Origin of the sequence: Agrobacterium rubi TR3 = NBRC 13261, assembly GCF_000739935.1 — a bacterium.
Classification (GTDB): Bacteria; Pseudomonadota; Alphaproteobacteria; order Rhizobiales; family Rhizobiaceae; genus Agrobacterium; species Agrobacterium rubi.
In genome coordinates this window covers 21209-35696 of the sequence record NZ_BBJU01000011.1, presented here as the reverse complement: position 1 = coordinate 35696, position 14488 = coordinate 21209, and the positions used below count along the sequence as shown (strand labels likewise).

The window sequence follows — 14488 nt, the reverse complement described above, 5'->3', positions numbered from 1 at the left end:
TTAATATCTCTTGGAATTGTGCGGCTGCGCCGATATGAAACCAAAGGCCCACGCATCAACAGGAACAGGCCTGGTGTTTTCGATCGTCATGAACAGGACCGACCGTCAGACTGCGGAGCCGCAGACCGAGGTACCCGCCTTGACGAAAGGCTTGTCCGGTCGCCTGCTGTTGCTGACGGTGATCTTCGTCATGATTGCCGAAGTCCTGATTTTCGTTCCCTCCGTCGCCAATATGCGCCTCTCGTGGCTGCGCGACCGTTTGAACACGGCTGCTGCCGCCGGCGTGGTGATCGACGGCTTGCAGACCGAGCTGCCGCGAAGCGTCCAGAACGACACGCTGCTGGCCACCGGCGCCAAACTGATCGCGCTGAAGAAGGATGGCACCTCCACGCTGCTGGCCGCCACCGAAGTGCCACCCAGCGTCGATGATCAATATGATCTCTCCGATGTATCGCAACTGGCCGCGGTGCGCGATGCCTTCTCCGTGCTTCTGTTCGGCGGCGACCGCGTCATTCGCGTGTTCGACGTCATCGGCGACAGCAACATGATTATCGAGATCGTGATCGGCGAGCATAAGTTGCGTGCCGCCATGATTGCCTATGCGGGCAACGTGCTGATGATTTCCGTGGCCCTTTCCCTGATTACGGCCAGCCTGATTTTCGTGTCGATCAACCGCATCCTCATTCGCCCCATCCGCCGGTTGACGGCAGGCATGCAGGTGTTTTCCGAGCAGCCGGACGATCCCGCAAAGGTCTTCCAGCCGGAGGAGGGCAGCGACGAGTTGGCGGTGGCCGGACGGCATCTGGCCGATATGCAGACGCAGCTGCAAAAGACCCTGAAGCAGCAGAAGAACCTCGCAGACCTTGGGCTTGCCGTTTCCAAGATTAACCACGACATGCGCAACATCCTGTCGTCAGCGCAATTGATGTCGGACCGTCTGGTGGATGTCGACGACCCGATGGTGCGCAGCTTTGCGCCAAAACTGCTACGCACGATCGACCGCGCCGTGGGCTACACCAGCGCGGTTCTGGTCTATGGGCAGGCAACGGAAGGCGCGCCGAAGAGACGGCTGACCGATCTTGGCGAACTGGTGCAGGACGTCAAGGATATCCTCGCCATCGATCCCTCCGGTGGTATCGAGCTGGTCGACACCGTCCCGCCCGGTCTGCGCATCGATGCCGATGGCGAGCAGCTGTTCCGCGTTCTCTATAATCTCTGTCGCAACGCCGTTCAGGCGCTGCAACAGGCCAGCAGCGAGGTCTACCCCGACAAACGCCTGACGATTGCCGCCCAGCGCAGTGGCGATGTGGTCAGCATCGTCATCGACGATAACGGCCCGGGCATGCCGCAAAAGGCGAGAGAGAACCTTTTCTCGGCCTTCCGCGGTTCCGCCCGCTCCGGCGGCACCGGGCTTGGCCTCGTCATCGCCCGTGAACTGGTGCTTGCGCATAAGGGCACGATCGCACTGGTGGAAAAACCCGGCCACGGCACCCAATTCCGCATCGAAATCCCCGACAGCCCGAACACCGACCAGCAGCCAAACCACGGCACCTGATTTTTCGGCCCTTGTTCCCGTTCTATCAAATCATCATCAATTTCAATGGTTTGGAAATTTCATTGCAGGAAAATGACAATTTTCCAGCGAAATCACTTGCATTCATCCGACGGACGTTTTAGAGGATCGCCACGCCAACGGAACACGCTTCCACGGCACGCACCCGTAGCTCAGCTGGATAGAGCACCAGACTACGAATCTGGGGGTCAGGAGTTCGAATCTCTTCGGGTGCGCCACTTTTTCCTCAATAATGAAATCTATTATGTCTGCCGATGATCTCGGCACGTCCGCCATGTCGCTGAACTTTTTCGCTTTGTGATCTGCACACAAGCTGAACGATGCAACGCGATATCTTTCTGCCTCGTCTATCATGCGTTTGAAGTAACGGCGATTCCCGGTGTGGTTAGGCTGAGGCAAGCTTGTAACCCTAGTGTTGTTCTATATGTCAGAGGCGGAACAACAGATGATCGATATTTCAGAACCGCAAGGTTCTATTTCCGTGACCGCAGATCAACTCCTTTCGAGGACATTTACGTTTCGGGTTGCGAAAAACGATACTGTCATCAGTGAAGACTTTGTGTTCCACAAAAACGGTTTCCTCATCGGCTACAGTCATCGGAACGAAATGTTCTGGGAGATGGATGGCGCGTGCGTCAATATATTGGATCAGAATGGTGGGATCACGTGTCAATTGTCCAGCCAGCCAGGCCCGGATGGCCTTATCCGGCTTGGTGGGTATTTCCGCGATCCTGCGTCTGACTACGCGCAAACGGGCAATTTCCATATTCTCGAAGAAAACTCATCTGACAGTCACACCAAAATCCAGAGCTTTGATCTTTTCGACACGCTGGTTGCCCGCCGTTGCTATGATCCCTTGGAGATATTCCGCATTGTTGAACGCAAGTCGGGCGTAGCCAACTTCGCCGACAAGCGCCACAGGGTGGAAATGAGCATGTTCGGGCATCGGCCATACGGGCTCGATGACATCTACGACATAATGGTGGCGGACGCTTTTCTAACGGAAAAGCAGGCGAATGTACTCAAGTGGATGGAGCTTGAGGAAGAGTGGGATCATCTGTTCCCGATCGGTGATGTCGTCGCCCGGGTAAACGCAGACGACATCGTCATTTCCGACATGTACCTGCCCTATGCCTTCATCGAACGTGTTCTCCGGGAAAAATGTGGCCTTGGAAACAAGCTTTACCTCAGCAATTATGGCAAGCATCACCGGCTGATATGGCCCGAGATTCTCGACACCTATGAGCTGCGCAGTCACTTCGGTGACAACATCCAGGCGGATATCATCAGCCCGTCGAGCTTTGGCATCGGGGTCAATCTCGTCACCATTTCCAAATGGGATCGCACCGAGGAAATTCTTCACGCGATCGGTTTAGGGCCCTATGCGCATGCCGTGCGGGAAACGCGCCTGCACGTGTTTGACCCCAACATCCACATTCGCCATGCTCTGAATGCGCAGGCCTCGGTCAACATTCCCCTGATGATATTGGGCACCTTCTGGATCAGGCATCTGGCTGAGCAACAGGGCGCCGACAAGATTTTGATGGCGGCGCGCGACTGCAACCTTTGGCATGAGATGGTGTCTTCTCGCCACTTCGCCAAGGCGGGCATGCCCCAATCGGACTATGTCCGCATTTCCAGGTCGGTCTGCTATATCGAGTCAGCTGAGTACGAGGCCTACCTCCAGGGCAAGCTAGGTCGTCAAAATCTGCTCGTCGATTTCGTTGGCACCGGTCGGTCGCTGGGAATGATCATTGAGCGGATGGGACGCAGAGACGCGATAACGCCCTGTGTCCTCATCGGCGAACCAAAGCTCGCCAACGCCACGGAATTGCGTCCTGAGACGCTCATCCTGAAGGACTTTCATACACACCGGATTTTCTTCGAGGCGCTGAATGCATCTCTGGATGGATCGGCTGTCCTCGCGGTTCTTGATAATCACCGCCTGAGTGTGCTGACGCAGGATAACGAGTTCAGCGACCTTGCCAGGACCATCATTGCGGCCATGCGCGAGACTTTCGGCCACTTCATGTCCGGTCTTGATCGGTTCGACCCGCCTCAGGCCATGCCCACACTGGACGCTTTGAAAAGTGCCGCAGATGCGATTGCAGAGCTTATTCCCGCCTGGGGACCGAAACTCACTGCCTTGCAGAGGGAGCAGAAAAACAATCTGTCCCTCGGCAATCCGTTCAACGCCGTTAAGATCGCCTGATCCCTATTATCGCCGCATACCAACCGAAACCGTAGGATAACCATGTCATCCAAACCTATTTATAACCTGTTGCCTGAAGAGATGCGCAAGAAAGTTGCGTGGGAAGGCAGCAAGGTTCCGCCGTTTCCGAGCGTCGATAACACAGTATCCGGTCAGGTATGGGCGACTATTCCAGGCGGCCACAAATGGCTTGGCTATTTTCAGACATATGACCGCGAGTTCGGTCGATATCATGGCAAGCAGCCCCGTGTTCTCGAAATCGGTGTTTACAAGGGCGCTTCTCTCCAGCTGTGGAGACGTTTTTTCGGGGATGGAGCCATCATCGTCGGTATTGATATCGATGAAGGTTGCGCGCGTTTCAACGCGCCTGAGCATAACGTTCACGTCGAAATCGGCGATCAGAGCGATGCCACCTTCCTGCAGTCGGTTGTCGACAAGTATGGTCCGTTCGACATCATCATTGATGATGGCAGCCATATCGCCTCGCATCAGATCGCGTCTTTTAATGGCCTGTTCAACACAGGGCTTAAGGACACCGGCATTTACTTCGTTGAGGATCTGGAATGTATGTACTGGGGTCACACCGATGCTTTCCGGGACGCTTCAGTGACAACGGTGGAATTCTTCAAGATGCTGATCGATATTCAAAACAGCATCTTCGAAGATTATAATTACAATGATTTTGCCGTTCACTTGCCGGGCTCGCGAGATCAATACGAAGTGATTGCACTGGCTAAATCCATCGCGAGTATAAAATTCGCCCGCGGGTTGGTCCTTGTGGAGAAAGCGCCGCAAATTCCTCCTCTGACACTCCATTTGTGATCTGACGGCAAAGCGGGCGACCTAGCACTCAATTTCCAGTTCGCTCGCCGCCCTCTGAGGCACCTGTGACACACCGCATGGAAAACCAATCCCCTAGGGTGCCTTGGCGGCTGGCCTATGCGGGTCTGTTCTGTAATAACGGGGGCGTTGATAGCCAAGGTGCCAGATCGTCATTGTGACGAGCGCGCTTTTGCCCTGTCCCTGGAGTATCGGAATGGCCGCAAGGCTCGTCGCTTTAGTTACCCTGCTTGCCTTCCTTGTCAGTTGCGGCGGTCGTCCCATTGGCGTTATGACGCCAACCGGGGAGAGGGCGCAGGGGACGTCTGCGGTTAACCTCCTGGTGGCCACCACGCGAGCACCGTCCGATGACAAGGCCATTTTGTTCGGAGGCGAGCGCGGCACGGGGCTGAAGGTCGATGCCATCTCCGTTTCCATTCCGCCGGAGGCCAACCGCAAGGTGGGTCAGGTGCAGTGGCCGAAGAAATTGCCCGCCGATCCTTTGAAAAGCTTCACCACCGTTTCCGTTGAGTCGCTGAAAAGTGACGCCGATGCTCAACACTGGATCAAGCGCAACAGCCTCAAGAATAAGCGGGTGCTGGTTTTCGTGCACGGTTTCAACAATCGCTACGAGGAATCAGTCTATCGCTTTGCGCAGATTGTCCATGATTCCGGTTCCAACGTCCTGCCGGTGGTGTTTACCTGGCCATCGCGCGCCAGTGTGTTCGATTATAACTACGACAAGGAAAGCACCAACTACTCCCGCGATGCGCTGGAAGAGATGCTGACACGATTGGCCAAGGACAATGCTGTCAGCGACGTGACGATCATGGCGCACTCCATGGGCACTTGGCTGGCCGTGGAGGCTTTGCGCCAGATGGCGATCCGCCATGGGCGTGTCTATCCCAAAATCAACAATGTCATTCTCGCCGCACCCGATCTCGATGTGGACGTGTTTGCGCGCCAATATGCAAGCCTTGGCAAGGACAAGCCGAAATTCACGCTGTTCGTCTCTCAGGATGACCGGGCGCTTAGCCTTTCCAGGCGCATTTCCGGCAATGTCGACCGCCTCGGCCAGATTGATCCTGCCGCCGAACCCTATCGCAGCCAGTTGGAAAGCGCGGGCATTACCGTTCTCGATCTCACCAAGCTGAAATCCGGCGATAGCCTCAACCACGGCAAATTCGCCGAAAGCCCCGAGGTCGTGCGTCTTATCGGCGGGCGGTTGATCGATGGGCAGACGGTAACGGATTCCGATGTCGGTCTCGGGGAAGCCATCGGTGCCGTGGGCATTGGTGCCGCGCAGACGGTGGGCACGGCGGCCAGCGTGGTGGTCAGTGCGCCGATTGCGGTGTTCGATCCACGCACGCGAGAGAATTACGGGCGGCAGGTCGAGCGTCTCGGCCGTTCCGTCGGTAACACGGTTGGTTCTGTCGGAGACACCGCAACCAGCGTGGTCGATACGCAGGCGTTGAACAACGGCACGCGACGGTCAAACGATTGCAACCTGTCGGTCAACCGGGGGAACTCCGAATGTCGGGATCGCTGAACGCGTAATATACAAACAGTATTTTATACGTTATGACCGGCTTATTCTCATCTTATCGGAGTGATCGCCATGCGCTTCAAACGCACAATTCAGCTTCTCGATGTTCATTGTGAAGGTGAAATCGGGCGCGTGGCCACCGGTGGCGTGCCGAAAATTCCGGGCAATACGGTTGCCGAACAGCTTCATTGGCTGAACACTGATCCGAAAGGTGAAGAGCTTCGCCGCTTCCTGACGCTTGAGCCGCGCGGCGCACCCATTGGCTCAGTCAACCTGCTGTTGCCGCCGAAGCACCCGGATGCGGATGCCGCCTTTGTCATTCTTCAGCCGGATCAGGCACATGCAAGTTCCGGCTCCAACTCCATCTGCGCCACGACCGCCCTTCTGGAAAGCGGGATGGTGGAGATGAAGGAGCCGGAAACCATCGTCATGCTGGAAACGGCTGCCGGCCTGGTGAAGGCCACCGCCACGTGCCGCGACGGGCGCTGCGAAAAGGTCAAGCTGACCATGGTGCCATCCTTCGTGCATCAACTGGATGTCGAGATCGACACGCCGGACTGGGGCCGCATCCGCATGGATATCGCCTATGGTGGCATCTTCTATGCGCTGGTGGATGTGAGCCAAATCGGGCTGACCATCGACAAGGCCAATGCGGCCAAGCTGGTGGCGGCGGGCATGGTGCTGAAGGATATCGTCAACCGCGAGATACCCGTGGTTCATCCCGAAATTCCAGCCATTTCAGGCGTGGCCTATGTCATGTTCCGCGATACGGAAGCCGATGGCACCATCCGCACCTGCACCACCATGTGGCCGGGCCGGGCGGATCGCTCCCCATGCGGCACCGGCAATTCCGCCAATCTGGCCACGCTGCATGCGCGCGGCAAGGTGCAGGTGGGCGATACCTACACGTCCCGCTCGATCATCGGCACACAGTTCGAGGTGGGCTTATCTGCGGTCACGGAAGTCGCGGGCAAGGCAGCGGTCATTCCCACCATTACCGGGCGCGGGTTCACCTTTGGCCTGCATCAGGTCTGGCTTGATCCGAACGATCCGCTGGCAGAGGGTTTTGCCATGACGGATGTCTGGGGTCCGCAGGCGGGCGCGATTTAACCCCAGCTTTTGCGCCGAAAAAGTGGTTTTAGGCGCTGTCCTCTCGCGTAGAATGGTGTTAAACGGGCGCAATTCCAGCAAGCTCTGAGGCTCCACGATGAAGTCGATCACCCTTCGCCGCCCCGATGACTGGCACCTGCATTTGCGCGATGGTGCGATGCTGGAAGGCGTGATTGGCGATACCAGCCGCCACTTTGCCCGCGCCATCATCATGCCGAACCTCGTTCCACCGGTGGTGACGACGGCAGATGCGATTGCCTACAAGGACCGGATCGTCAAAGCCATTCCAGCGGGTGATCGTTTCCAACCGCTGATGACGCTCTACCTCACCGAACATACGAGCCCCGACGATGTGGAAAAGGGCAAAAACAGCGGTCTCATCACCGCCGTCAAGCTCTACCCCGCCGGTGCCACCACAAATTCCCACGGCGGCGTGCGGGATATGGACAAGGCGATGCCGGTGTTGGAGCGCATGGCGAAGATCGGCCTACCGCTTTGCGTCCACGGCGAAGTGACGACACCGGAAGTCGATATTTTCGACCGCGAAAAGGTCTTCATCGACACGGTTCTCGACCCGTTGCGGCAGCGCCTGCCGGAACTGAAGATCACGATGGAACATGTGACGACGCGCGATGGTGTCGATTACATCAAGGCATCCAAGGCCAATCTGGCCGGTTCCATCACCACCCACCACCTCATCATCAACCGCAATGCCATTCTGGTCGGTGGCATCAAGCCACATTATTATTGCCTGCCGGTGGCAAAGCGCGAAGAGCATCGTCTGGCGCTGCGCGCCGCCGCCACCTCCGGCGACAAGCGCTTTTTCCTTGGCACGGATTCCGCCCCGCATGTGGACCCGCTGAAGGAATGCGCCTGTGGTTGCGCCGGTGTCTACACCTCCATCAACACCATGAGCTGCCTTGCCCATGTGTTCGAGCAGGACAACGCACTCGACAAGCTGGAGGCTTTCACCTCGCTGAACGGTCCCGCCTGGTATGGTCTGGCACCCAACGAAGACACGGTCACCATGGTCAAGCGCGAGGAGCCGGTGAGCTTCCCGGAGAAGATCGAAACTGGCGCAGGCCCGGTCACGGTGTTCGACCCGATGTTCCCGCTGCACTGGGACGTAGCCTGAATTTTTCAATCGCTGCCGGTTTATCCGGCAGTTTTTTTATGCATTCGATGATCAAAAGAGGAAAATGCCGATGTCCCAGTTTACATTCACGGATCGCGCCCTTGTGGCAGAACTTGTTGCGAAGATGTTGTGGGAAATCAAGGCGGTGCACTTCAACTCGGCAAGCCCCTACACCTTTGCATCGGGCATGAAGAGCCCTGTTTACATCGACATGCGCAAGCTGATTTCCTACCCGCGCATCCGCTCCGCCGTCATGGATTTTGCCGCAGCCAAGATCGTTGCCGATGCGGGCTTCGAGAAATTCGATTGCGTGGCGGGTGGCGAGACGGCGGGGATGCCCTTCGCGGCCTTTCTGGCGGAACGTCTGGGCCTGCCGATGATCTATTGCCGCAAAAAGCCTAAGGGCCACGGCCGCAACGCGCAGATTGAAGGCCATATGCCGGAGGGTGCGCGCGTGCTTGTGATCGAGGATCTGACGACCGCTGGCGGCTCCATGTTCACCTTCATCGATGCCATCCGCGCTGCTGGCGGCATTGTCGATCACGGCATTGCGCTGTTCTATTACGGCATCTTCCCGGAAGCCGAGGCACGCTTTGCCAACAGAAACGTGAAGCTGCATTATCTCAGCACCTGGCGCAATGTTCTGGCCGTCGCCCGCAGCGAAAAGCTGTTCGACGACAAGACCTTGTCGGAAGTCGAAGCCTTCCTCGACAACCCGCTGCCATGGTCTGCTGCGCGCGGCGGGGTCAGCGAATTGCCGCAATCCTGATCTTGTTTGGGTGAGAATTTTCGATTGGCAGACATCTGGCCATTTCAGGCGAAGTTGTTTAAATCGATTTAGTTTTTGATACGGAGGAGGACCGGATGATCCTGTGTTGTGGTGAAGCCCTGATCGACATGCTGCCGCGTGAAACCACGAAAGGCGAGCCGGGTTTTGCGCCCTATGCAGGCGGGGCGGTCTTCAACACGGCCATCGCACTGGGACGTCTCGGCGTTCCCTCCGCCTTCTTCTCCGGCATCGCCGATGACATGATGGGCGAGATTCTGAAAAATACGCTTAGGGACAGCAATGTCGATTATAGCCTCTGCGCCTTCTCCCATCGCCCCTCGACAATCGCCTTCGTCAAACTGGTGGATGGCCACGCGACCTATGCTTTCTATGATGAGGGCACGGCGCTGCGCATGCTGTCCGAAGCCGATCTGCCCAACATCGGTGCTGATTGCGAAGCCATGCATTTCGGCGCCATCAGCCTCATTCCCGAACCCTGCGGCGGCACCTATGAAGCGCTGCTGATGCGCGAACACGAAAAACGCGTCATCTCGCTCGACCCCAACATCCGCCCCGGCTTCATCAAGGACAAGCAGAAGCATCTGGAACGCATCAACCGCATGGCCGCCAAGTCGGATATCGTCAAATTCTCGGATGAGGATCTGGCCTGGTTCGGTCTGGAAGGCGACGAAGACACACTCGCCCGCCACTGGCTGCACCACGGCGCCAAACTCGTGGTCGTCACCCGCGGCGCGGAAGGCGCGGTTGGCTATACTTCAAGCCTTCGCGTGGAAGTCCCGAGCGAACGCGTCGAGGTGGTCGATACCGTCGGTGCAGGCGACACCTTCGACGCAGGCATCCTCGCCTCGCTGAAGCTTCAGGGCTTGCTGACGAAGCCGCAGGTCGCGGCACTGACGGAAGAGCAGATCGCCAAGGCACTGGCCCTAGGCGCAAAGGCTGCGGCTGTGACGGTGTCTCGTGCGGGGGCTAATCCGCCTTGGGCGAATGAGATCGGGTTGTAATTTAGAAAAGCTCTCTAATAGCTGATTAGTACATAGTGGCCGAGGTGCGGTGGGTAGCTAACCGTTTTGCACCACACAATTGAAGTTGTCCTACACGTAGTATACCACCTAATTAGCGAGAGTGAGGTGGGATGGAATTACGGGCCGGGGAAAGTTGGCAGCCGACGCGCATCGAGCGTGTGAACGATGTGCTAAATACCAGCACTAAACCTCTATTGGTCGTTACTGATATTGGTCTGGCTTTGCTTAAATACATTGGAAATGCTCAAGGAGAAGATGCCCTCGTCGCCGAATTACTCGCTGCCGAACTTGCGGCAATGGTTGGTCTCAGAACTCCAGACTTCGCCGTAGAGCGTATCCCCGAAATTGCGACTCGAGATCCTTTTATAACCGCGAAATCTGGGCCGGCATTCTTTTCTCGTTGGGAGCCTGCAACCACGCTTTCTCCAAACTCCCAGCTTCTGCGAAATTTGAGAGATCCCAGAGACATTGCGCGGCTTGTCGTGTTTGATACATGGGTACGCAACAAGGACCGGTTCTCAGATGATATACCCGGCGGCGTCACTAACTATGACAACATCTTGATTATACCTGACAAGCAGAAGTCAAAATTGCTCGTTATTGACCACAGTCATGCTTTCGCCGAGACCACGTTGGAAGGTGAAATCAATGCGGGTTGGGCAAATGAAGAACTGGTTTATGGATTGTTTAACGAGTTCGCTCCAATGCTACGACGTAGAGACGTGGAATCGGCTATTAATGTCGTTTGCTCTCTAGCGCCGAGTGACATAAGGGATGTATGCCGTTCGTCTCCGGCCGAGTGGGGCTTTAGTACCCGACTTGCAGACACGCTTGCGGAGTTGCTGGTTGAACGTGCTGCCAGAATGCGGCGTTGGTTACCGAGTGCGATTTTTGACCAGTTTGAAATGGATCTTGAAGGAAAGGAGGTTTAAAATGGAGGCTTTGAAACTTTTCTATAGCATCATTCAGTTTAGCCCGTTTCCAGACCGTTTCGAATATGTGAACGCTGGGGTCGCTGTCTTTGATGTGGGCAACGGTGAGATATCATTTAAGATCGCCGACGATCTTTCGCGAGTAAAGAAATTTTTCGGCGAAATTAATGCAACTTTTTTGAAGCGCGCTCTCCATGATTTCTCTGAGAGGGTAAAGCATCATTTCGCTCGAACCGGTGTGTCAGTGTCTTCCGTCGACAACTTCAATTCAAAGCGTGCCGACTTATTTCGCCTAACACCATTGAACTCGGTGGCTGGTGATCGGCCTGCAGTGATAGCGGATAAATTATTTCGTGATTTGGTCGCCTGGGATGTTCACCCGAGAAAAATTGAGCGGATTAATACTTTGCTGACCAGCGCTTTCCGTGAGGCGGGGGTTCTTCAACTACTCGATAAGCGACCTGAGCCCGTGCATATCGAACAATATGGTGTTAGCATCCAAGCTGACTACGGGTATCAAAATGGCGTCTATAATCTCATTGATTCTGCGCGCTTTGACACACCGAGCCGCGGACTTGCGGAGGCTGGCAAGCGTGTATTGGAAGGCAAAGCACTTCGCGAACACCTTGCGAAGCGGTTGATCGTCGTAGCTGAGTTTGGATCTCAGTCCGACAGTTTCGCTGAAAATCTTCGTGAGGATTTTGAGCGGGTAGGAGCCAAACTATTCAGGATGGACGAGGTTGATGAGCTTGCAGAAGAAATTCGCCGTACGGCGCATAATTGATTGCAGTCTTCTCAAAAAATAACGGTTGTTGGTCAATACAAGCAAAATTTTTAGCCTCGTTCTCACGGAATGCAAAATGTCTGCTTCATCCACCACACGGGCACATAAGCCCTTCTACACCTCGTTCGGCTTTCAGGTTTTTGCCGCCATGGTCGTTGGCCTCGTGCTGGGCTATATCGCCCGGCAGATGGGCGCGACCGAGGCGGGGCCGAATTGGTTGGTTCAGACGCTGTCGACCATTGGCACGATTTTCGTTCAGCTGCTGCGCGCGCTCGTGCCCCTGCTGATTTTCACCGCCATTGTCGCCAGCATCGCAAATCTGCGGGAGTTGAACAATGCGGCGCGGCTGGTGTGGCAGACGCTGTTGTGGTTTGCGATCACGGCTCTGATTGCCGTTCTCATCGGCATCACGCTTGGGCTGTTGATCCAGCCGGGCATCAACTCGGGCGTTGCGGCGACGGCTGCGGCGGTCCCTTCCAGCACAGGTTCGTGGCTCGATTTTCTCAAAGGGCTGATCCCGGCCAACCTGCTGGGTCTTCAAGCATCCACCAAGATTACTCAGGGTGGCGCTACCACTGCGCTCAATTTCAATGTGCTGCAAATTCTGGTGATCTCGATTGCCGTCGGCATCGCCGCTTTGCAGGTGGGTGAGAAGGCAGAGCCGTTTCTGGCTTTCAACCGCTCGCTGCTGGCGATTACGCGCAAGATTTTGTGGTGGGTCATCCGGCTGACGCCGATCGGCACGATCGGCCTTCTGGGCAATGCGGTTGCCGTCTATGGCTGGGAGGCGCTGGCGTCGCTTGGCTGGTATTCAGCGGCGATCTATATCGGCCTCGCCATCGTTCTTTTCGTCGTCTACCCCATCATTCTTGCGGCCAACGGGCTGAACCCGGTCCGCTTCTTTTCCGGCGCGTGGCCCGCCATCCAGCTGGCCTTCGTTTCCCGCTCCTCGATCGGCACGCTGCCGGTGACAGAGCAGGTCACGGAGTGCAATCTCGGTGTGCCGCGTGAATATGCCGCCTTTGCCGTGCCGCTGGGTGCAACAACCAAGATGGATGGCTGCGCTGCCATCTATCCGGCAATCTCCGCCATCTTCGTCGCGCAGTTTTACGGCGTGCCGCTCGGTATTCAGGAATATGTGCTGATCGCCTTCGTCTCGGTTCTGGGCTCGGCTGCAACGGCGGGCCTGACGGGCGCGACCGTGATGTTGACGCTGACGCTGTCCACGCTTGGGCTGCCGTTGCAAGGCGTCGGTCTGCTGCTGGCGGTCGATCCGATCCTCGATATGGGCCGCACGGCGGTCAACGTGGCTGGACAGGCGTTGATCCCCACTATCGTGGCAAAGCGTCAGGGTATTCTCGATCAGGCAGCTTATGATCGGCAAGAGGGCATCGATGCGCTCGATCCAACCGTGGCGCCTGCGGAGTAAGTGTCTCGATCATTGCTGAAAACAACAAAACCCGCCGGTCACTCGGCGGGTTTTTGCTGAGATCTACAATGAATGGCGTTATCCGTGCAGGTTTCCCCTTGCGGTCAAAGACCCCGGCGGGTGGCCGATGATGCGTTTGAAGGCACGGCTGAAGGCGGCTTGGGAGCCGTAGCCAAGCTTGATGGCCGCGGTTTCAATGGCCATGTGCTCCTTGCCGATCCACTGCGAGGCAAGGCGCATGCGCAGTTCGGTGAGATATCGCAGCGGTGTGACGCCGGTGACCTCCAAAAAACGTTCGGCAAAAACGGAGCGTGATGCGCCCATCTGGCTGGCGAGTTCGGCAAGAGACCAGTCATGGCCGGGATTGTTGTGAATGGCGAGAATGACGCGACCAAGGCGCGGGTCGCGCAGGGCTGCGATCCAGCCGGAGGAATCGCCACAGCCGCATTCCACCCAGGCCCGCACGATAAAGGCGGCCACCACATCCGCAAGCCGGGCCAGAATACCGGCGAAACCTGCGCGCGCCTGCCGCGTTTCTCGCTCCATCGCTTCCAGCATCGGCAGCAGTTCGGGGTAGCGGGTAATCAACGTGCTGACGAACATCACCTCCGGCATCAGGCCGACAAGCGGATGCAGCCCCCCAAGATCAAACTCCATGCAGCCGCTGAAAACCAGGATGCGCTGTTCGGCCGGAGTTTCGGGATTGCAGGTCTTGATCGCGCTCACCGAATTGCACAGCGGTGCTGCATCCAGTAAGCGTATGTTCTGGCACGGCATATCAGGGCTCGAAACCAGCGAATGCGCCCCACCCCGCGGCAGCAATACGGCATCGCCCGTGTTCATGGTGTTGATGGTGCCAGATGGCGTTCGCAGATAGACGGGACCGCGTGCCACGAAGTGAAATTGCGCGCGGCCCTCCACCTCACCAAAGCCCAAGCCAAAGGGGGCGGCGGCCTCGATGCGGCGGTAATCCAGCCCGACAAGCCGCATGCCCATCAGCAATTCGCTGACGAGATCGGTATCGGGTGACCCATGATTTTCGGACGTTCGATCAAGCATGTCGGATTATGTGGCATAGATCGTCCGGAAAGTCCAGTTTATGGTGAGTTCATTCTCATCCTCCCAAAGGACACGAC

12 protein-coding genes and 1 tRNA gene are annotated in these 14488 nt (G+C 56.8%); 12 read left to right on the top strand and 1 reads right to left on the bottom strand.

What is annotated here, in order from left to right; genetic code table 11:
- Positions 1-88: 88 nt before the first annotated feature.
- The 12 genes from RRU01S_RS09115 to RRU01S_RS09060 all read left to right on the top strand — a co-directional run bounded on the left by RRU01S_RS09115 (position 89) and on the right by RRU01S_RS09060 (position 13352).
- Positions 89-1555 carry an ATP-binding protein gene (locus RRU01S_RS09115; RefSeq protein WP_045230007.1) on the top strand — a complete coding sequence of 489 codons (1467 nt, stop codon included), beginning with the start codon at positions 89-91 and terminating at the stop codon, positions 1553-1555.
- A 159-nt stretch (positions 1556-1714) separates the two neighbouring features.
- Positions 1715-1791 (top strand) — tRNA-Arg (locus RRU01S_RS09110).
- 227 nt (positions 1792-2018) lie between these two features.
- The gene (locus RRU01S_RS09105; RefSeq protein WP_131367783.1) at positions 2019-3785 is read left to right on the top strand and encodes a hypothetical protein; all 1767 of its coding nucleotides are present in this window, start codon (positions 2019-2021) and stop codon (positions 3783-3785) included.
- A 42-nt stretch (positions 3786-3827) separates the two neighbouring features.
- On the top strand, positions 3828-4607 hold the full coding sequence (locus tag RRU01S_RS25015) for a class I SAM-dependent methyltransferase (RefSeq protein ID WP_052816051.1): 780 nt from the start codon (positions 3828-3830) through the stop codon (positions 4605-4607).
- A 214-nt stretch (positions 4608-4821) separates the two neighbouring features.
- Entirely contained in the window at positions 4822-6153 is a 1332-nt protein-coding gene (locus RRU01S_RS09095) for an alpha/beta hydrolase (protein WP_045229966.1), read from the top strand.
- Positions 6154-6222: 69 nt separating this feature from the next.
- The gene (locus tag RRU01S_RS09090) at positions 6223-7260 is read left to right on the top strand and encodes a 4-hydroxyproline epimerase (RefSeq protein WP_045230005.1); all 1038 of its coding nucleotides are present in this window, start codon (positions 6223-6225) and stop codon (positions 7258-7260) included.
- Positions 7261-7357: 97 nt separating this feature from the next.
- Positions 7358-8395 carry a dihydroorotase gene (gene pyrC, locus RRU01S_RS09085; protein ID WP_045229965.1) on the top strand — a complete coding sequence of 346 codons (1038 nt, stop codon included), beginning with the start codon at positions 7358-7360 and terminating at the stop codon, positions 8393-8395.
- A 70-nt stretch (positions 8396-8465) separates the two neighbouring features.
- Positions 8466-9164 carry an orotate phosphoribosyltransferase gene (locus RRU01S_RS09080; protein WP_045230004.1) on the top strand — a complete coding sequence of 233 codons (699 nt, stop codon included), beginning with the start codon at positions 8466-8468 and terminating at the stop codon, positions 9162-9164.
- 95 nt (positions 9165-9259) lie between these two features.
- Positions 9260-10186, top strand: a complete 927-nt coding sequence (locus RRU01S_RS09075; protein WP_045229964.1) for a carbohydrate kinase family protein — start codon at positions 9260-9262, stop codon at positions 10184-10186.
- A gap of 131 nt (positions 10187-10317) precedes the next feature.
- On the top strand, positions 10318-11139 hold the full coding sequence (locus RRU01S_RS09070; RefSeq protein ID WP_045229963.1) for a HipA family kinase: 822 nt from the start codon (positions 10318-10320) through the stop codon (positions 11137-11139).
- Between the two features lies 1 nt (position 11140).
- Entirely contained in the window at positions 11141-11923 is a 783-nt protein-coding gene (locus tag RRU01S_RS09065) for a DUF3037 domain-containing protein (RefSeq protein WP_045229962.1), read from the top strand.
- 76 nt (positions 11924-11999) lie between these two features.
- Positions 12000-13352 (top strand): dicarboxylate/amino acid:cation symporter, encoded by a 1353-nt coding sequence (locus RRU01S_RS09060; RefSeq protein ID WP_045229961.1) that lies wholly within the window; start codon positions 12000-12002, stop codon positions 13350-13352.
- Positions 13353-13430: 78 nt separating this feature from the next.
- Here the strand turns inward: RRU01S_RS09060 and RRU01S_RS09055 are convergent, their stop codons facing one another.
- On the bottom strand, positions 13431-14411 hold the full coding sequence (locus tag RRU01S_RS09055) for an AraC family transcriptional regulator (protein ID WP_045229960.1): 981 nt from the start codon (positions 14409-14411) through the stop codon (positions 13431-13433).
- Between the last annotated feature and the right edge of the window lie 77 nt (positions 14412-14488).